This is a genomic window from Streptomyces flavochromogenes (assembly GCF_000717595.1).
GTDB classification, from domain to species: domain Bacteria; phylum Actinomycetota; class Actinomycetes; order Streptomycetales; family Streptomycetaceae; genus Streptomyces; species Streptomyces flavochromogenes.
Map to the genome: position 1 here is coordinate 16,552 of NZ_JNZO01000037.1, position 18,193 is coordinate 34,744.

Annotated in this window: 12 protein-coding genes and 2 pseudogenes; 9 read left to right on the top strand and 5 right to left on the bottom strand. The window is 72.0% G+C overall.

Annotation, left to right across the window (positions count from 1 at the left end; all coding sequences use genetic code 11):
• The first annotated feature begins 9 nt into the window (after window positions 1–9).
• On the top strand, window positions 10–3,300 hold the full coding sequence (locus tag IF00_RS0134835; RefSeq protein ID WP_158710553.1) for an SAV_2336 N-terminal domain-related protein: 3,291 nt from the start codon (window positions 10–12) through the stop codon (window positions 3,298–3,300).
• 479 nt (window positions 3,301–3,779) lie between these two features.
• Here the strand turns inward: IF00_RS0134835 and IF00_RS0134840 are convergent, their stop codons facing one another.
• Window positions 3,780–4,193, bottom strand: a complete 414-nt coding sequence (locus IF00_RS0134840; protein ID WP_030325127.1) for a hypothetical protein — start codon at window positions 4,191–4,193, stop codon at window positions 3,780–3,782.
• A 319-nt stretch (window positions 4,194–4,512) separates the two neighbouring features.
• On the opposite strand from IF00_RS0134840, the gene IF00_RS45845 reads away from it, so the two are divergent.
• The 8 genes and pseudogenes from IF00_RS45845 to IF00_RS0134880 all read left to right on the top strand — a co-directional run bounded on the left by IF00_RS45845 (window position 4,513) and on the right by IF00_RS0134880 (window position 11,459).
• Window positions 4,513–4,656: a hypothetical protein gene (locus IF00_RS45845; RefSeq protein ID WP_158710554.1), complete on the top strand. Its 144-nt coding sequence runs from the start codon at window positions 4,513–4,515 to the stop codon at window positions 4,654–4,656.
• Window positions 4,657–4,993: 337 nt separating this feature from the next.
• Window positions 4,994–6,142, top strand: a complete 1,149-nt coding sequence (locus IF00_RS0134850) for an endonuclease/exonuclease/phosphatase family protein (protein ID WP_078944978.1) — start codon at window positions 4,994–4,996, stop codon at window positions 6,140–6,142.
• Between the two features lie 151 nt (window positions 6,143–6,293).
• Complete coding sequence (locus IF00_RS0134855; RefSeq protein ID WP_030325133.1) at window positions 6,294–7,100, top strand: response regulator transcription factor; 807 nt, start codon at window positions 6,294–6,296, stop codon at window positions 7,098–7,100.
• Window positions 7,101–7,116: 16 nt separating this feature from the next.
• Entirely contained in the window at window positions 7,117–8,373 is a 1,257-nt protein-coding gene (locus IF00_RS0134860) for a sensor histidine kinase (RefSeq protein WP_030325135.1), read from the top strand.
• 113 nt (window positions 8,374–8,486) lie between these two features.
• Window positions 8,487–9,488 carry a D-alanyl-D-alanine carboxypeptidase family protein gene (locus IF00_RS0134865; protein WP_245234713.1) on the top strand — a complete coding sequence of 334 codons (1,002 nt, stop codon included), beginning with the start codon at window positions 8,487–8,489 and terminating at the stop codon, window positions 9,486–9,488.
• Between the two features lie 381 nt (window positions 9,489–9,869).
• Window positions 9,870–10,264 (top strand): annotated as a pseudogene (locus IF00_RS44270) (NAD-dependent epimerase/dehydratase family protein); the annotation flags it as partial.
• Between the two features lie 20 nt (window positions 10,265–10,284).
• Window positions 10,285–10,383: pseudogene (locus tag IF00_RS47270) on the top strand (DNA-binding response regulator); the annotation flags it as partial.
• A gap of 461 nt (window positions 10,384–10,844) precedes the next feature.
• Window positions 10,845–11,459, top strand: coding sequence for a helix-turn-helix transcriptional regulator (locus IF00_RS0134880; RefSeq protein WP_030325141.1), 615 nt, complete (start codon window positions 10,845–10,847; stop codon window positions 11,457–11,459).
• A gap of 36 nt (window positions 11,460–11,495) precedes the next feature.
• Here IF00_RS0134880 and IF00_RS0134885 read toward each other — a convergent pair whose 3' ends face one another.
• The 4 genes from IF00_RS0134885 to lanKC form a co-directional block, all read right to left on the bottom strand.
• Window positions 11,496–13,160 (bottom strand): ATP-binding cassette domain-containing protein, encoded by a 1,665-nt coding sequence (locus IF00_RS0134885; protein WP_245234714.1) that lies wholly within the window; start codon window positions 13,158–13,160, stop codon window positions 11,496–11,498.
• A 149-nt stretch (window positions 13,161–13,309) separates the two neighbouring features.
• A complete protein-coding gene (locus IF00_RS0134890; RefSeq protein WP_030325148.1) occupies window positions 13,310–15,133 on the bottom strand; it encodes an ABC transporter ATP-binding protein in 1,824 nt (607 codons plus the stop codon).
• A 147-nt stretch (window positions 15,134–15,280) separates the two neighbouring features.
• Window positions 15,281–15,409, bottom strand: coding sequence for a mycelium formation morphogenetic lantipeptide SapB (gene ramS, locus IF00_RS0134895; protein WP_030325150.1), 129 nt, complete (start codon window positions 15,407–15,409; stop codon window positions 15,281–15,283).
• A gap of 45 nt (window positions 15,410–15,454) precedes the next feature.
• The gene (lanKC, locus tag IF00_RS0134900) at window positions 15,455–18,082 is read right to left on the bottom strand and encodes a class III lanthionine synthetase LanKC (protein WP_030325152.1); all 2,628 of its coding nucleotides are present in this window, start codon (window positions 18,080–18,082) and stop codon (window positions 15,455–15,457) included.
• Between the last annotated feature and the right edge of the window lie 111 nt (window positions 18,083–18,193).

Here is an 18,193-nt window from a genome sequence, read left to right on the forward strand (position 1 = left end):
CTGCACCGGGTGCGCGACGCCCTGTCCGGCGACGGCGACCTCCTCGACGCCGAGGAGCTCCGCGACGCGCTGTGGCTCGCGGCCCGGTTGCCCCCGGCGGCGGCCACGGCGCTGGCCCGGCTGGCCCGGCCCACGGCACCCGCCGCCGAGGCGTCGACCCCGGCCGGGTCCGCCGCCGCGCCGCCCTTCCAGGGCGGGGACGAGCACCGGGACCCGCCCCCGAACGACCGCCGGAACGGGGCGGACCTCGGCGCCACGGCGGTGGGCAACGGCGCGCGTACCCCACAGGAGGAGGGGCTGCACGCAGCCCCCGTGCAGCCGAGTCAGGCCGCCTCCTCCGACCGGTCCGCGATGGCCGTACGCGCCCCGGGAATGAAGACGCTCGACGGTACGGAGCTCCTGATCGGGCGCGCCCTGCGCCCCCTGCGACAGCTCCGTCCCGACGCGTTGCGCACCGAACTCGACGTCGACGCGACAGTCTCCGCCATGGCCGAGACCGGCCTCCCCGACGCCGTGCTCCGCCCCGTGCGGACCCGCTGGCTCGACCTGGCGGTCCTCGTCGACGACGGCGTCTCGATGCTCCTGTGGCAGCGGCTCGCGAGCGAGGTCCGGGCCCTGATGGAGCGGTGCGGCGCCTTCCGGGACGTACGCCTCCACGGCCTCGACAGCCGCTCGCCCGGCGGTCCCCGGCTGACCGGCCGCCCCTACGGCGGGCGCGGCCGGGCGCGTCCGATGTCCACGGTCCTCGACCCCTCCGGCAACACCCTGCTCCTCGTCGTGAGCGACGGCGTCGGACGGGCCTGGCGGGACGGGACGATGCACCGGGAGCTCGACCGCGCCGCGTCGACGGGACCCGTGGCCGTCCTCCACGCGCTCCCGCCACGGCTCTGGGCGGGCTCGGGCATCGACGCGCGGCCCTGGCGCGTGACGACCCGCCGCCGGGGAGCGGCCAACCGCTCCTGGCACGTCGAAGACCCCGTCCTGCCGCCGGAACTGGCCCCCTACGACGGCGTCCCAGTCCCGGTGCTCTCCGCGGAGGGGAGCGACATCGGCACCTGGGCCCAGCTCATCGGCTCCCACGGAGAGACCGTGGTGCTCCCGCTCCTGACCGGTCCGGACACGACTGACCCCGCCGTCGGCGCACGGGCGTTCACCCGGCCCGCCGGGTCCGCCGCGGCCGAGGACGCCGTGCTGCGGTTCAAGACCTCGGCGTCCTCGGAGGCGTACCGCCTCGCGGCACACCTGGCGGCCGTGGCGCCGCTCCCCGTCCCGGCGATGCGGCTCGTCCAGCACGCTCTGCAGCCGTCCGTCGACACGGCCCACCTGGCGGAGGTCTTCCTCGGCGGCCTCATGCACGGCGTCGACGGCTCCGCCGACCTCCCGCACCAGAAGACCTTCGACTTCACCGAGGACATCCGCACGGTTCTGCTCGGCACGGTCCCGCCCTCCGCACTGATCAGGACGGCACGGGAGGTCACGGCCCGTCTCGGCGGACTCCCGAACGCGTCGACGGGATTCCCGGCCTGGCTTCCCCACTCCGAGGGTCCCGAGCGCGTCGGGTCGGGCAGCCGCAGGCCCTTCGGCTGGGTCGACGAGACCCTTCGGCGCAGACTCGGCATCGCACCGCCGGCCCCGCCGGAACCCGAATCCGTACCCGAACCGCTCAGCCCGCATGCCGAGCTGCGGGAGCTCCCGGACGGCTTCGTTCTCGATGAGGAGCTGACAGGATGGCGCCGGCTGTCCGTCGCCGACACCCGCTTCGAAGGTGTGAACGGCCTGCCGTACGAGGTGCTCGCCGAGTACGAGGGGGGCTGGTCGGACATCGGGCTGCTCCTGGCCCACGACGGCGAGGGCCGGGTGCTCGTCATCCGCACACCAGAAGTGCGCCAACCCCGGCACGCCGTCGACCTCGTGACGACCGAAGTGACGGCGCTACAGCGGCTGAACGGTTTCTTCGCGCCGCGGCTCCTGGCCTGGGACGCCCACCGCCTCAGGCCCTGGATCGCCGTCGCATGCGCGCTGGACGATGCCTCGGAACCGGCACCCAACCTGCATGAACTCCTAGAACAGGAGGGCCCCCTGCACCGAGCGCGCCTGCTGGAGGTAGCTCGCCAGCTCGCGGCGAGCCTGGCCAACGCCCACGAGAACGGCCTGGTCCACGGCTCGCTCACTCCCCGTCGCGTGCTGGTGGCCGGGCGCCAGATGCAGATCACCGGGTGGATGACCGCTTCCGTGGACGGCAGGACGAGCCCGCACTGGGACGCGTACGGGCCCCGCCCTCGGCACCGTGCCCCGGAGCTGATCACGCCCGGCGTCGAACCGACCCGCGAGTCCGACGTGTACGCGCTCGGTGTCATCCTCATGGACGCGGCGACGGGGGAGGGACAGGGGGACTATCTCTCCGAAACGTTGGCGCTGCCCGCCGGCTTGCTCTCCATCGAATGGGTGGCGATTCTGGAGGCGTGCACGCGGACGGAACCGGCGCACCGGCCGTCTGCGGCCAGACTGCAGCGTGCCCTCGACTTCCTCGAGTTCCAGAGGTCCGGGGGCAGCCCGCCGATGCGGGTCTCCCTCGGGTTTGATCCCGGTCTGGATCCGGTGGGGCTGGACCTGGAGAGCGAACATCGCGGCGGCCAGGGCCCCCACCTCGTGCTCTGCGGGCGTCCGGCCGAAATCCGAAGGAGCGTCCTGCGCCGCGTGCTGGATCAGCTGACGCGGCAGAACCCGACAGGTCTCGAACTGATTTGCGCTGACTACGAAGGACGCAGCGGACTCACCCGCTTCGAGGACGTCGTGCGGGGTGCCTCGTTCCTCCGCCTGCGCGGCGACGACCCGGCGCATGCCCTCTCGTTCTGCGAGAAGCTTCGACAGGAAGTTGCGAAACGCTGGAACATGCTCGGGAGGAACGTCAACGACTCGGACTTCGGGGCGCTCGCACAGGACGCGGACGAGTACGGCATTCCACACGTTCTGCGGCGCCTCGTCGTCGTCGTGGACGACTTCCAGAAGGTGGCACTGGCGCGGGAAGTGGTCACGGTGCTGGGACAGGTTGCGGTGGAAGGGCCACGGCTCGGCATGCATATCATCGTCAGCACTGACGGCACGGCCGAAACCACGATCGCGCGGGTATTCGGGGGACGGCAGCCGGCGCGCATCGATCTGCGGGACCAGCGATGGGGGCACGAGCCCCTGACCGAGTCTTTGAAGGTGGAGGCGACCCTGCAGGTTCCGTCGGCGGACGGGCCGGTGTTCTTCCCCGCGGGAGTGGAGGACGGCTTCGCACCGCCGCCAGGAAACTGATGCCGAACGTAAGACAGTCGATGATCGACCACAAGAGCCCATCCTCGTCCTTGACGCTCGGTCCTGTGCCGGGCCCGGGCCGCAGTTCGCTGTCGGGGCTGTGTGCTCAGCGTGCTCTGTTCGCGCCGGGCCTGGGCCGCGTGTCGCCCCGGACGGCCGGGGCCCGTCCGCCGGCTGCTGTCCGGGTGTAGGGCCGCCAGTGCGTGGCCGCTTGTTAGGCGTGGGGCGCCGCGACGGTAGCCGCTGGGCTGCCGGCCCAGGGCCGTTGCCGTGGCGCTGGAGTTCGGGAGTGGCAGCGGGGGCGCGGATGGGCAGCCCGGATCCGGTGAGGCCGACGGGAGGGAGCGGACGCTGGGGTCCAGTTCCTGGCGATGAAGTGACGGCTGGGCCCCTCGGCGTGGAGTGCGCGGACCTGCTTTCGCATTTCGTCAGTCATGGGTTGGGCGGCCACGGCTCACCTCCTCGCCGAGGACGGGCCGTTAGGCGGTCTTGCAGAACGTTGCGCCGAGCGTCGCGTTGATGGCCTTTGCCTCGACGGTGGTTACTTCGTGGCTGCCGGTGCTGAACCTCTGCTGCGCGAGGGAGTCGACATTGTCCCCGCCGCCGTTGATCGCCGAGCACTGATTGCGCGCGTTGTCGATGGCGTTGTCGGGGTCCTCTGCGAGCGCGGGGTTGATGGTGCGCAGTGCGCCGAGGAGGGCCTCGCGCTCGGCTCCCTCGGGCTTCGGCGGGATACCGGCCGGGCGGGTGTCAAAGGACGCGGTCGCGGTCGCCGTGGACGCCTCGGCGCCGTCCTTGTATGAGGGCGTCGCGGGCGGGTTGTCGACCGTGCACGCGGTGAGGGCGAGCAGGGCGGCGGCGGTCGTGGCGATGGTGGTGGCGGTGCGGTTCACGGGTTGATCCCCCTGGGCGGCGTACGGATAGGTCACCGTGTGTGACTCGTGGGACGTCCGAACGGTTGCACGCGAACGCACCGCCACTGAGGCCCCCATGTCTCTGGTCAAGGTGGCTGGGGCGGTGTCGGGTGGGTCTGGCAGGGTGGCTGTCGTGTGAGATGACGTGTCTGTCCGGGGGCCGGCTGGTGAGGGCATCCGTCCGTGCGACTTCTGTGGTCATCCGGTCGTGATCGACCCGATCGACGAGTGTGGCTGCCCTGCGTGTGCCGAGGAGGCCGAGGTTCAGCCCGACGTGGCCGGCAGACACGATCCGCAAATGATCGTCACGCAGACACCCGGCGCACACCGCGAGAACGTCTTGCAGGTGCTCCGTCAGGTCCACACGAACGCCATGAACCTGGCGAACTACCACCAGTCGACAGGGACCTGCTGCAGAGAGGTCCGCTCCTCGGCCGCGTAGTCGGCCTTCGGGCACGCGAGACGACGGGGTCGTTCGACTCGAAGCCAGGGGGCTGCTTCTCCGCGGACCGGAGCCGACCCTTGACCAAGTTCCGGGTGGCCGGTGCGGGACCGGCGTAGCCGGCGAGGTGGCCGGCGGTATGGCCGGCCTCTAGCCATCACCCTCGCCGCCCTCGGCGGCCGGCGCCCCTCGGCGGTTCTGGCGGGTGGGGGCCGATACGTGTTTGAAACATGGTTGTGGGGCGCTGGAAGCGGTGCCTGGGTCGGCCGGAAGTGTGGCCGCGTGATCGTGTGTCCGTACCCGATGTCCGGTGTACGCGATGCCGGAGGTTGTTGCCATGCCGAGTACTCCCCACCGCCCCGATGCCGCCGTCCACGCGGCGCCTGCCGTTCAGGCGGGGCCGGCCGTCCACACGGGACCCACCGGCCATGCCGAACCCACCGGCCATGCGGGACCCGCTGCCAGGACGGGATCCGCCGTCCCGGCGGGCTCTGTCGACCCCAAGGCGGGGCCGTCTGACCCGGCTGATCCGCCTGGGGGCGATGCACGGTCGCGTCGTGCGGGCTGGATCCCTGCGGGGCGTAGCGACCGGTTGATCGCCGTGTCGGCGCTGTGGGGTGCGTTGCTGATGTGGCTGCACGCTCAGGTCCCGAACGGGTTCGGCCTGGGCAGTTTGCTTGAGACGTTTCTGCCATGGGCTGGGTTGGGTGTCCCCGTGCTGCTCGCGTTCGCGGTGGTTCGGCGTTCCCGGTTCGCGGCGGTGGCCGTGGTCGTCCCCGCGGTCGCGTGGGTGTCTCTCTTCGGCGGTGTGGTCGTCGACAAGACCTCCGCCGGCGGAGACCTGGTCGTGGTCACGCACAACGTGGGCGAGGCCAACCGTGAGCCTGGGCGGACTGCGCGTGCTCTGGCCTTGTCCGGGGCGGATGTGCTTGCTTTGGAAGAGCTGTCGTCGAAGACGGCGCCTGTGTACGAGCGTGAGCTGGCCGCGAACTTCCCGTATCACTCGGTGCACCAGGGTGTCGGGCTGTGGAGTACGTATCCGCTGCGCGACGTGGAACCGGTGCCGATCATGCCGTGGACGCGTGCGGTGCGGGCCACGGTGCACACTCCGAAAGGGCCCGTCGCTGTGTTCGCCGCTCATCTCGCGTCGGTACGAGTTTCCCCGGCCGGGGGGTTTGCCACTGCCCGCCGCAATGAGGCGGGAAGGAACCTCGCTGAGGTCGTGCGGGCGGAGCGGCTGCCCCGGGTCGTGGTGGTGGGTGACTTCAACGGTACGGGCGAGGACACTGCGCTGAGGCCGCTGACGTCGCAGTTGCGTTCCGCGCAGGGGGAGGCGGGCGCCGGATTCGGATTCACCTGGCCGGCGTCGTTTCCGCTGGTCCGCATCGATCAGATCTTCGTCAGGGGAGTGAGTCCCGTCTCTTCCTGGTCGCTGCCGGCCACGGGCAGTGACCACCTCCCCGTCGCGGCCTCGCTGCGGCTGTGACCAGTCGGCCCGGTTTGCCGGCGGCACCGTCCGGGCCGGCTGACTGCGCTGCCGCCGGCCGGCTGTACCGCAGGGCCGGCTGACCACACCGCCGGGCCGGCTGTTTACCATGACAGCTCAACATTTGCCCGCCCATAAGTAGATAGGTGACATGTCGGACATCCGTGTACCCGGCTCCGTCAGTGTTCTCGTTGTCGAGGACGATGCCGCCATCCGCCGCTCCGTCCAGCTTTTCCTGGAGCGCTACGGTTACGTGGTCGCGGTGGCGGAGGATGGACTGGCCGGCCTGGAGGCGTTCCGGGCCGGCGCCCATGATCTGCTGATTCTGGACGTCATGCTGCCCGAGCTCGACGGCATCGGGCTGTGTCAGCGGATCCGGGAAGAGAGCCTGGTCCCGATCTTGATGATGTCCGCGCGTGGTGATGCCCTCGATGTCGTCGCGGGCCTGGAGGCAGGTGCCGACGACTACGTCGTCAAACCCGTCGACACCGCTGTCCTCGTCGCCCGTATCCGTATGCTGCTGCGCCGTGCGAGCTTCCAGCGACCCGAACAAGCACAGAAGCCTGCCATCCGCCCACCGGACACCGGCGCACGCGCCGACCAAGCCGGTGCGGCGACCTCGAACCAAGCCGGTGCAGTGCCCCCGGGCCAGGCCGGAGCGGCGCCCCCCAAGCTGCTGGTCTTCGGCGACGTGACCGTGAACACCATCGGTCTGGAAGTGCACCGCGACGGCCATCCCGTCCCGCTGACCCCCACCGAACTACGCCTCCTCCTTCAGTTCGCCGCGGCACCCGGCATCGTGTTGGATCGCCGGCGGCTGCTCCGTGATGTCTGGGACTACGGGTGGGAGGGCGACACCCGGGTCGTGGACCTGTGCGTCCTGCGCCTCCGCAAGAAGATCGGAACCGGCCGGATCGAGACGGTCCGCGGGTTCGGCTACAAACTCGTCCGTGACTGAGAGACGACCACGGCCCATGGCACTCTTCAACCCACGCGCCCTGCGTTGGAAGATCGCGGCCCTGACCGCGGCCGCCTGCTGCGCGGTTGCCGGGGTCATCGGCGTGCTCGTCCACCAGGCGATGTCCGAACGTGGCGACCGTACCGGCGAACAACGCGTCGCCGCCCGCCTGACCGCGGCGGAGCGCGAGTACTCCCGCACCGGCACCGCGCCTCTCGACGTCGAGATCCGCACGCCCGGACAACTGGACGCGCCCCTGGCACGCGCGCTGGCGGCGAAGGATCCGAGGGGTCTGTACGCGACCTGGTACGACAAGAAGCCCCCCAACTGGTACTGGCTGTGGGCGGTCATGCCCGTCGAGGGGAACCGCGTACTGGTCGCCCGGACGGACATGAGTTCCGAGGTCCGGAGCCTCCAGCTCCTGGACCGCAGCATCATCAAAGCCGTGCTGGCCGCCCTCGCGGTCATCGTGCCGCTCGCCGCCCTGGCCACCGAGCCGATCAACCGTCGGCTGCGTCACGGTTCCCGCACCGCCCGCGCCATCGCCGACGGCGACCTCGACGCCCGGATCGGCCGCCGTGGCCGGGCCCGTGACGAGATCACCGAGATGTCGGCCGCCATGGACGTGATGGCCGAGACCCTGCAGCGCAAGCTGGAGAACGAGAGGCGTTTCACCGCGGACGTCGCCCATGAACTGCGCACCCCGCTGATGGGCCTGTCCACCGCCGCCGAACTGCTCCCGCGCGACGACGAAGCGGCTGAACTCGTACGCGGCCGGGCCCTGGCACTGAACGCTCTGGTCGAGGACCTCCTGGAGATCTCCCGGCTCGACGCCGGGGTTGAACGGGCGCGGACTGATGTGGTGCCGTTGGGGGAGCTGGTGGCCGACGTCGTACGCCGGACCGGCTCGCAGACCCTCGTCACCCTCAGAGACGCCGCTGAGGTGGATACCGACCCGCGGAGGGTGGAACGGATCGTGGTCAACCTGGTGACCAACGCTCACCGTCACGGAGCAGTCCCCGTGGAGGTCACCGTCACGGGCGGGCGGATCGTGGTGCGGGACCACGGGCCCGGTATGCCCACGGCGCTTCTTGAGGAAGGGCCGCAGCGTTTCCGTACGGGGACTTCTGCGCGGGGACGCGGTCACGGCCTGGGACTCACCATCGCGCTGGGGCAGGCCGGCGTCCTCGGAGCCCGGCTGACCTTCGCCAACGACCCCGGTGCAGGTGCGACCGCCACCCTCGACCTGTCTCCGTCCCCGTCTGAAACGTAACCGCAACAAGACCCCGTGGCGACGGAAACGGGGGCGCGCTCGGTCGGAAGTACGAGCCCTCGAAGGTGAGTTCAGGTGCCGATTCGCACCCGTCCCGCCTTTGGAGGTCTCCCATGCCTGCTCCCATGTCCGCCGGCCCCCGCCGTTGCCGCGCCCTTCTGCGCCTGCCTGCCGTCGTGTGCCTGTCCGCCGCCCTCCTCGTGAGCAGCGCGGCCGGCTGGTACACCTTCGCCGGGAATGAACTCTCCGGCTCAGGGCTTCCCGGCCCCGGCGCCGCGGGCCCCGAAACGGGCCCCGTCCCGAGCTGGGCGGCGGACCTGCCGTGGCCGGCGGAAGGGCAGTCGAGCGCGGAAGTCGACGGCATCGGCAGCCTGGGGACCAGGGGCGAGCAGACACCGGTGCCGATCGCCAGCATCACCAAGGTCATGACCGCCTACGTGATCCTCACCGATCACCCGATGTCCGCGGAAGAGCAGGGCATCAAGGTGACCGCCGACCAGCAGGCCGCCGACGAGTCGTACTCCGCAACGGAGTCGACGGCACCTCTCGTGGCCGGCCGGGACTACACGCAGCGTCAGCTTCTGGAGCTCATGATGCTGCCTTCCGGTAACAACGTGGCCAGGCTTCTGGCCCGCTGGGACGCGGGAAGCCAGGAGGAGTTCACCAGGAAGATGAACGAGGCTGCCTCGAAACTCGGCATGGACCACACGGTCTACACGGGCGCTTCGGGCATCGAGTCCAGTACGAAAAGCACTGCGAGGGACCAGCTGACACTCGCCCGCGCCGTCATGAAGAACGAAGCCTTCCGCAGGATCGTCGCCACGCCCGCCGTCACGGCTCCCGGTACCGGTGTGCAGATCCGCAACAGCAACAGGCTCCTCGGCCAGGACGGGGTGATCGGTCTGAAGACCGGTTCCTCGACCCCGGCCGGCGGCAACCTCATGTGGGCCGCCACCAAGAACATCGAGGGAACCCCCCGTCTCATCCTCGGCGTCGTCCTCCACCAGCAGGCCGGTACGCACCCCGCCCAGGCCATGACCGCCGCCTTCAGTACCAGCCGAACCCTCATCACCGCCATCCGCGATGCCCTCCCGCAGGCCTTCGCGGGGCAGTAGAGGGCCTTCGCGACCAGGCGGAAGGCGTCGGCGTTCTCCGGGGACCCGCTGCTGGAGCGGGCCGGCGTTCCGATGACGTGGGAGACCAGGTCGCGCGCCATCAGCAGCTCGTGGTGCACGTCTCCGCCGGTGACGTCGAGCACCGCGTCGGCGGCCTCGGGCCCGAAGACCGCGGCCATCCGCGCCCGAGGCCTGCCGGCGGGTGATCTCATCGTTTGCTGCGGCAGAAGGAGGAGTGACGCGCGCCGCAGCCTCATGGAAGGCGCGCCACCCGCTGGGGCGCCCGGAGTCCTCCCCGGACCGGTCAGGGCCTGGACGGCGGCAGAATGACCGGGCGTTCCCCGGTCCCTGCAGGTGCTGCCCACCGTTACAGAAGCGGAGGCTCTGTCCCACTGGCACGCCTACGAGCTGCCGGTGACCGTCGTGCGGCCGTTCAACACCTACGGGCCCGCCATTCGGCCCGGGCCGTCATCCCCACGATCCTCGCCCAACTGCACTCTGGGGCACGGGAGATCCGTCTCGGTTCGCTGACCCCGACCCGCGACTTCACCTACGTCACCGACATCGCGGCCGGGTTCCTGGCGCTGGCGGGCTGCGACCGGGCGCTGGGAACGCGCGTCAACCTCGGTACAGGCCGGGATATTTCGATCGGGGACCTCGCACAGGCCCTCGTCACCGCCTCCGGCCGGGACGCCGAGATCGTCGTGGACCCGGCGCGGCTGGGGCCCTCCCGCAGCGAGGTGCACCGGCTGCTCTCGGACAACACACGGGCCCGCAGGGCCTGTGCGGACGGGGGGAGGTCAACCGTGCCATGACGAATCTCCATGCCCATGACCGCGCCCAGCTTGTGGTTCTTGCCTACGGATCCGGGCCGGTCGTCCCACGCACGCCCTGACTGCCTCGGTCCCTCGTTCCTTGCGGGCCTACGGAGCGCCGACTGTCGGTGGCGTGTGTTGTCGACGAGGTGGTGAACCGGAAGGCGTCGGCCCGGGTGGAATCCGGATGACGCTCGCGAAGGCGGAGGGTAGGCGGCGGCCCGATCGAACTCACATGCGGTGGATGCGGGGCATCGGCCCGAGCGGGTCCGTGGCGACTCGATAACCCCCCGAGGGGGGCACTCCCGTCCCCGCGCGCCGTACGGGTCCGATCTGGACATTCCTCGTTCGGCGCGGTCGACAGCACACGCCGTTGGCCTGCTTCGGCGTCGGAGGGACGAACCGGATCCGGCCGGGGCACTCCGGAGTGCGCCCCCCGTGCACCCGGTGCTGTGTTCCGCCCGGTGCGGCAAGGGCAGAGGGGTGGGGTGGCCGCTCGCGTCGTGCACCCCTGGCACGACGGAGGATCGAAGGGGTGGGAATGATACGAGTGACGGTGGTCTACGAGGCGCAGCTTCTGCGGACCGCGCTGGTCGAACTGCTGAGGTCGGGCGGGGTCATGGTGGTCTCCTCGCTGCCCCGATGGCCGCACGGCCCGGCGACGGGGATGTCCGAACCCGACGTGTACGTGGCGGACGCCGAGTGTCTGCCGCCCTCGGCGATGCGGCCCGTGGGCGCTACCGCACCGCCGTCGGGGGAGGGCTCGGGTGGCCGCCCGGCCCTGCTGGCCCTCGTCCCCGGGCCGCGGCCGGGGGTACTGCGACGGGCCCATTCCGCGGGGGCGGCCGGCTTCGTCGACCAGAACGCCCCGAAGGGGCGATTACTGGAGGCCGTGCACCGTCTGGCCAACGGGGAGCGCTTCATCGACGACACGCTCGCCCTCGGATTCCTCCAGGCTGCGGAGATGCCCCTGACCCGGCGTGAGCTGAGTGTCCTCTCGCTGGCCGCCGACGGAGCGCCGGTCGCCGAGATCGCCGCGACGCTGTTCCTGACCAAGGGCACCGTCCGCAACTACATGGCGAGCGTCATCCGCAAGGTCGGCGCACGGAACCGCGTGGACGCCATCCGGATCGCCCAGGGCGCCGGGTGGACCTGAGCACCGCCCCGCGGCGTCCTGGCGGGCACGGTCCGCTCACCCTTGGACCTGGCTCCAGTGCCCCACCAGATCGCGGTAGAGAGCGGAACGCGCGAGCAGCTCGTCGTGCGTTCCGTAATGAGCCCGGGTGCCGTCGAGGACGAGGATCCTGTCGGCTCGGAGTGCCGACGACAACCGGTGGGCGACCACGATCAGGGTTCCCGGCCGCGCGCTCAGAGCCCGCTCGGCCGTGGCCTCCGCGACAGGGTCCAGGTGACAGGTGGCCTCGTCGAGCAGCAGGAGCGGGGCGGGGGCCAGATGGGCGCGCCCCAGCGCGATCAGCTGGCGTTCGCCGAGAGACAGGGCGTCGGGCGCCAGCGTACGGTCGAGCCCGCCTACCCGGTCGACGAGCGGTTCCAGGGCGAGCGCGCCCACGGTCCGGTCGACGGCGGACCGATCGGCGCCGGGCCACAGGTACCGCAGGTTGTCCCGCAGGGTGCCCGTGAAAACGTACGCCTCCTGGGGAACCAGCACGCGCAGGGCGGTGAGCTCCGAGGGCGGACAGGCCGCGACGGCGCGGCCGAAGAGCCGTACGTCGCCCCGATCGGGGGTGAGCATGCCCGCCGCGACGTGCAGCAGGGTCGACTTGCCGATGCCGCTCGGGCCGACCACGGCGATGTGTTCCCCCTGTTCGACGGTCAGTTCCAGCGCGTCCAGCACGGGGCGCGCCCCGGGGCCGTACGCGGTGTGCACGTGGCGCAGCTCCAGTGCCGTGGCCGCCCGGCCCGTACGGCGCGGGCCGGGCGGGGCGGCGGCGAGGGGAGGGGCCGGGGGCAGCGGCTGGGTGAGCCGGTCGAGAACGACGAAAAGCCGCGCGCCCGCGGCACCCAGGACGGTCATCATTGTGTGCAGAGCGGGGAGCAGCGACTGGAGGACGTAGGTGAGCGCACCCACCACGGCCCCGGCCGTGACGCCCTGGCGGAGAAGCCACGGCGCCGCGGCGAGCAGCAGGAGGACCGGCAGCTGCCCGGCCGTCGCCACCGAGAACGTGCGTACGGACGCCCAGCGGGCCAGGGCGCGCTGGGCGGCGGCCGCCTCGTCGACGGCACGGCGGTTCTGCGCGGCGGTAGCCTCCTGGGCACCGCAGGCCACGGTGTCCCGCAGAGCGGTGCGGGTGATCTCGGCACGCCGGCCGACGGCCTCGTCCGCGTCGAGGTACCGGTGCTGGGCCCGCGCCATGGGCCGCAGGGAGGCCGTGAACAGGGCGAGGCCCAGGACCAGGGGGGGAAGCACGACGATGAGGAACTGCGGCGCGAGCGACAGCAGGCCGACGAGGGCCCCCACGGCGACGAAGACGAAGGAGCGGGTGGCGAGCACCAGTCCGGCGAAGCTGTCCCGGGCGATCTCGGTCTGACTCGTCAGCCGGGACACCGCGGTGGCGTCCACGCCCCCGCCCGTGCTCGTGGCGGTGCGTAGGGCGCGTACCACCGCCCCCCGTACGAGCTGGTCGCGCAGCGGTTCCGTGAGGTGGGGGAGCTGGGCGAAGACGCCCCGGACGACGGGAGCGCCGAGCAGGATGGCCACGGCGGCCCCCGCCAGCCACAGGAGCCCGGTCGAGGGCGCGCCCCTCAGGAACCCGTCGTCGAGGGAGCGGGCCACGCAGAACCCGCCGAGGAACGTCTGCGCGGATTCGGCGGCCGACCAGGCCGCCAGCTTCGCCATGACCCCTTTGCGGCGCATGAGGAGGGACCAGAGCGAGGCCGTGACGCGTCGGGCCGCGTCCGTCTCACCGGAGGCGGCAGCCGGTGCCGGACGGTCAGGCGTCTTCGGCTTCGTCGATACGTTCGCCCGCCCTGGGCGCGGAGCGGGCGTCACTCGCCCGCCCCCGTCCCCGGGACGGCCGACGGCGGAGCGCCGGAGCTGACGGACTCCGGGGGACCGCCCGGCCCGGTCGACCGGCTCGGGGCCTCCGCAGGCTGGGCCTCCGCGGTGAACACCGCGCGGTACTCCGGTTCCTCCCAGAGCAGGCTGTGCGGTCCGGACCTCCGCACGCGGCCCGCCTCCATCCAGACGACCTGGTCCGCCCGGGCGGCCGTGGACACCCGGTGGGCCACGATCAGCCTCGTGCACGCCCGTGACGGCGTGGCGAGGGCGGCCTCCACCTGACGTTCGGTGGCCGTGTCGAGGCTCGACGTCGCGTCGTCGAGGATCATCAGACGGCCTCGGCCGATGAACGCCCTTGCCAGCCCCAGGCGTTGGGCCTCACCACCGGAGAGCGGGGCGTCGTCCACCGGCGTGTCGTAACCCAGCGGCAGCAGTCGGACGAAGGTGTCGGCGCAGGCGGCCGTCGCGGCGTCCCGGACGCTCGTCGGCGTGGCTGGGCTCCTGGCGGGCCCGGTCCCGGCAGCCAACGCGGTGCCGATCGTGGGGGTGGCCCCGCCGTCGAAGACGGGACGCGCGAAGGCGTACGCAGTCGCCCCGCGCAGCTCCGAGCGGGACAGTTCCGCCAGGTCGACGCCGTCCAGGAGGACGCTCCCGGCGTCGGGGTCGGTCAGCCGGCCCGCGGCGGCGGCCAGGGTCGACTTGCCCGCTCCGGAGCGGCCCACGACGGCGACCGTCGATCCGCCGCCGATCGAGAGCGTCACGTCCTTGATCAGGGGGACGCCGCCGCGCGTCACCCGCACTCCCCGCAGTTGCAGGTCCCCGGGCGCGTCGGGTGGCAGGACCGCGGAGCCGTGCGACATCGGCGCCAGATCGGCGAGTTCGGCGGTGCGGCGTGCCGCACTGCGGGCTCGGATCAGGGTGCCGAGCGGTGCCGCGATGCCGCCGATCCCTGCGGCGAGCGCCGCGTACCGCGAGGCGGCGAGCAGACCGCCCATGCTGACCTCGCCTGCGGCGAGACCGACCCCCGCTACCGCGACGACGGCCGTGGTGAGCAGCGGCAGGAGGACGCCGCTGCGCGCCACCGCGCGGCCGTGGACGTGCCACATGCGGGTGCCGTGCCGTGCCATCTCCGGCAGCGGCACGAGGACCCGCTCCTCCTCGTGCCGCGCCGTGTCGGCGGCGGCGATGGTACGGGCGCCGCCCAGCGCTTCGGCCAGCCGAGCGGCGATGGCGCCCTGCGCCCGCTGGTAGCGGCCGACCGAGTCGGAGGACTGGACGGCGAACGTGCGGAGCAGCAGCAGGAGCAGGGGCAGACCGGCCACGAAGACGGCGGCGGTCCAGGGGTGGATGAGCGCCAGGGCCACGAGTGCGCCGATCGGTACGAGCACGGCCGACACGGACGTCGCGAGCGCCGCCGGGGCCGTGCCGCTGTCGGTGGCGTTGACGCACAGCCGGGTGGCGACGTCGCCACCCGGGTGGGGTGCTGCCCGGTGGGGCGCGGTGCCGAGGAGACCGCTCAGGGCACGCAGCCGGATCCAGGCGGTGGCGCGGGCGTTGGCGAGCTGCGTCAGAAGCACCGAGCCGGACTCCAGGAGCACTTCGGCCGCAAGCAGTACGGCGGTCCACAGCAACCATGTCCCCGCACCGGGCTGGTGACGTAGCAGCAGGTCCAGGGTTCCGCCGGCGAGCGCGGGTACGGCGAGCGAGCAGGCCGCGCCGGCGACAGAGCAGAGCAGCAGCGCCGCCGTGGTGCCCGCCGTATGCCGTACGGCGCCGCGGAGCAGCCGGTCGGAACCGGTCGGCGAGGCCATCCGACCTCCTCTCTTCCCCTCCGGGAGCGACGTTTCCGCCGGGCCGCCGGTGTCCGGCCCCGACGGCCGGAGCCCCGGGAGCAGCGCTCCCGGGGCCCCGTGACTCCTCACCGGCGCTCGGGGCGCCGTGCGGGAAGCCGGATCGGGTCAGTTACAGGTGGTGATGCTGAGGCTGCTGTCACCGCAGAGCAGGAGGCTCGCGCGGCTGCCGGTCTCGACATCGCCGATGGCCTCGTCCTTGGGGGTCTCCAGAGACTGAAGGTCGAAGAGATTCATGATCGTTTCCTTTCGTAGTGGACGGGTGGTGCGGGGCGACCCCCGTCACGGGGCCGGTTCGTGGGGCCGTGGAAGCGGCGGAAGGAACGGCAGGTGGGCCGGGCGGTCGCCCAGGGCCGCGGAGAGGGCGAGCAGGACGCCCGCGGTGCCGGTGGACAGGTCCATGGAGAGGCGCATCATCTGCTCGCCGGGGAAGGCGAGACGGCCCTGGTAGGACATGGCGTGCCAGCTCAGGCAACCGACCTGGCGACGTACGTCCTCCGGTGTCGTGCCGGGCCCGCCGACGTTCGTACGGGCGAGGTGGAGCACCATCCCGGCAACGCCCCGGAAGAGACCGGGCTGGGCGTAGAAGGTGGCCTGCGCAGCCCGCACGATCTCGCGGCGCGCCCGGTCCAGGGCGTCGTCGCGCCGGTGGAGGAGGTAGTCGTCGATCACCATGCCGATGCCCACGCTGCCCGCGCCGAGGTACGGCATCGTGCGCCAGCCCTCGTCGACCTGCAGGGTCCAGGAGGCGCCGCGGACGCAGCGGCTCAGGTCGTCGTGGAGCGCCTCGGCGGCGAGGTCGAGGAGGGCGGTGTCCCGGGTGCGTTCGTAGAGCCGTACGAACAACAGGGCCCGTCCGGCGGAGCCGTGCAGGAGCCCCGTGCGCACCTTGCCCGCCGCTCCCGCGGGCCGGGCGGGTGCCCGGAGCGGGCGGGCGGAGAGTTCGGCGCAGCGCAGGGCCGCCGCGTGGAGGCCGCGCTCACCGGTGGCGGTGGCCAGGGCGTCCAGGGCGAGTCCGACACCGGCCGTCCCTCCGTACAGGTCGGGGGAGAGGCCCTCGTGGTCCTGTTCGGCGACGAGTGAGGCCAGTTCGAGCGCGGCAGCCGTGTGCCCGAGCCGTTCGAGGGTCCACGCGACACCGGCGAGCCCGTCGTAGAAGCCGAGCGGTGTGCCGGAGTCGGGTTGCTTGGCGTGCCGCAGGAGCCCGTCCTCGGCCTCCGGACATCGGGGAGCCCCGCTCTCCCGCAGGGCGTGGAGCACTCCGGCGGTGCCGTGTCCGACGGTCATGCCCCCGCCGGCCGTGGCGAACTGCGCGATGTCCCCGGGGAAGAAACGATCCTCCCTTTCGGGTGTCGCCGACGCGAGGATCGCGCCCACCATGGAGTCACGGCTGTCCGGCCAGTCGCCCGGCTCCGTGGGCAGGAACCGGGAGGGGGCCGCCGGACGGTCGGGCGCCCGCGAGCTCCCGCCGGACCGGCCGCCGGCCGGGCCGCGCGTGATCTCCCGAACCGCCTCGTCCAGGAAACCGGGGGGCAGCGGGAACCGCGCGGCGGCGGCCTCCGCCAGGTGCGCGGCCTTTCCCCGGTCCACCGCCAGCAGACTCGTGAGCGGGATGAACAGCGCGATCCGGAGGCACGCGAGGGCGTACCGGTCCACGTCGAAGCCGCGTCGGTCTGCGGGCGCCACGAACGCCGGGTTGGCGACGGTCTGGCGACCGCCCTCCGAGGCGGGCTGGGCCGCCTCGAAGTCCAGCAGCACCACCGAGGACTCGTCCTCGGACACCATGATGTTGAACAGATGCAGGTCGTTGAAGACGATTCCGCGTGCGTGCACCTCGGCCACGGCCCGCTCGACGAGCCCGTGGATCCGCAGCGCCCACGCCGTGTACTGGGCGAGCCGCTCCGCCGGCGGATCCGACTCCATCAGCGGATGCCTCCGAGCGAAGAAGGTGTTGAGCGGCTTGCCCTCCACGAACTCCAGGGCCAGGAAGTGGTGGTCGCCCACCGTGAAGCTGTCGAGGACCTCCGGCGTGCAGTCGAGCCCCGAAAGCCGTTCCAGCGCCTCGCGTTCGCGGTGCAGCCGCGTCACGGCGTCCGCGCCGTCGGCGGCGAGACCGGCGTACGGCCGCGCCTCCTTCAGGACGACCCGCCGCCCGGTCCGCCGGTCCCGGGCCTCGTACACTCCACCGCCGTTGGAGAAGTGCAGGGCCTTCTCGATGTCGTACGGCATGTCCTGGACGGTCACCGAGGCCCTGGCCTCCAGGTGCGGACGCAGGAAGACGGGGGGAGTCACCCAGGCGGGCACGTGGAAGACGGGATCGCGCCGGTCGGGTACGAGCGTGCCGGACCCGTCCTCGACGGCCGGCCGCAGCTCCCCGTGCTCGTCGTAGCAGTGGCGGAGGGCGAAGCTGCCGTACCGCAGGTGCACGGGGCCCCGGCCCCAGCGCAGATCGCTGAGGATGTACGGACCCGGTCGGCCCTCCAGCAGCCCCGCCAGATCGGTGGCCACCCGCTCGCACTGCTCGTCGTCCGCCGGGTACACGGTGATGAACTTGCCACTCGCCGAGCGGTCCGCGTACTTGGCGTTGCGCTGGTGCAGCAGATAGCGGCTGGGGACGAACTTGAAGGCCACGCCCTGTTCCAGACAGTACGCGCGGACCGTGGCGAGGATCGCCTCCGCGTTGTCGAGACAGGCCGAGACGTGGATCTTCCAGCCCTGCGTCGGGAGCGGGTGGTCCAGGGGGCGCAGGGCGAGCCAGTCGCCCGTACGGTGAGACGTCCAGCCCTCGGGTACGGGGAGGGTGGCCGCCCGGTAGAGGGAGCCGCCCGCTCCCTCGGCGAAGACCAGACGGTGCGGCGCGTCGTAGAAGTGACGGTCGGCGTCGCAGAACACCGCGTACCCCTTGTTCACTGCGCACTCCCTCGATCGGTGACGGACAGGACGCTGTCACGTCCTCCGAGGGCCCCGAAAGTCGCCGCTGTCACCTTCCACCCATGCGGAACGCACAGGTAACAACAGCCC

What these genes read in the sequence shown, in the direction of transcription:
- IF00_RS45845 (WP_158710554.1), top strand. Translation starts at nt 4,513, where the DNA reads ATGATCGTCACGCAGACACCCGGCGCACACCGCGAGAACGTCTTGCAG.
- IF00_RS0134850 (WP_078944978.1), top strand. Translation starts at nt 4,994, where the DNA reads ATGCCGAGTACTCCCCACCGCCCCGATGCCGCCGTCCACGCGGCGCCT.
- IF00_RS0134855 (WP_030325133.1), top strand. Translation starts at nt 6,294, where the DNA reads ATGTCGGACATCCGTGTACCCGGCTCCGTCAGTGTTCTCGTTGTCGAG.
- IF00_RS0134860 (WP_030325135.1), top strand. Translation starts at nt 7,117, where the DNA reads ATGGCACTCTTCAACCCACGCGCCCTGCGTTGGAAGATCGCGGCCCTG.
- IF00_RS0134865 (WP_245234713.1), top strand. Translation starts at nt 8,487, where the DNA reads ATGCCTGCTCCCATGTCCGCCGGCCCCCGCCGTTGCCGCGCCCTTCTG.
- IF00_RS0134880 (WP_030325141.1), top strand. Translation starts at nt 10,845, where the DNA reads ATGATACGAGTGACGGTGGTCTACGAGGCGCAGCTTCTGCGGACCGCG.
- IF00_RS0134885 (WP_245234714.1), bottom strand. Translation starts at nt 13,160, where the DNA reads ATGGCGAAGCTGGCGGCCTGGTCGGCCGCCGAATCCGCGCAGACGTTC.
- IF00_RS0134890 (WP_030325148.1), bottom strand. Translation starts at nt 15,133, where the DNA reads ATGGCCTCGCCGACCGGTTCCGACCGGCTGCTCCGCGGCGCCGTACGG.
- ramS (WP_030325150.1), bottom strand. Translation starts at nt 15,409, where the DNA reads ATGAATCTCTTCGACCTTCAGTCTCTGGAGACCCCCAAGGACGAGGCC.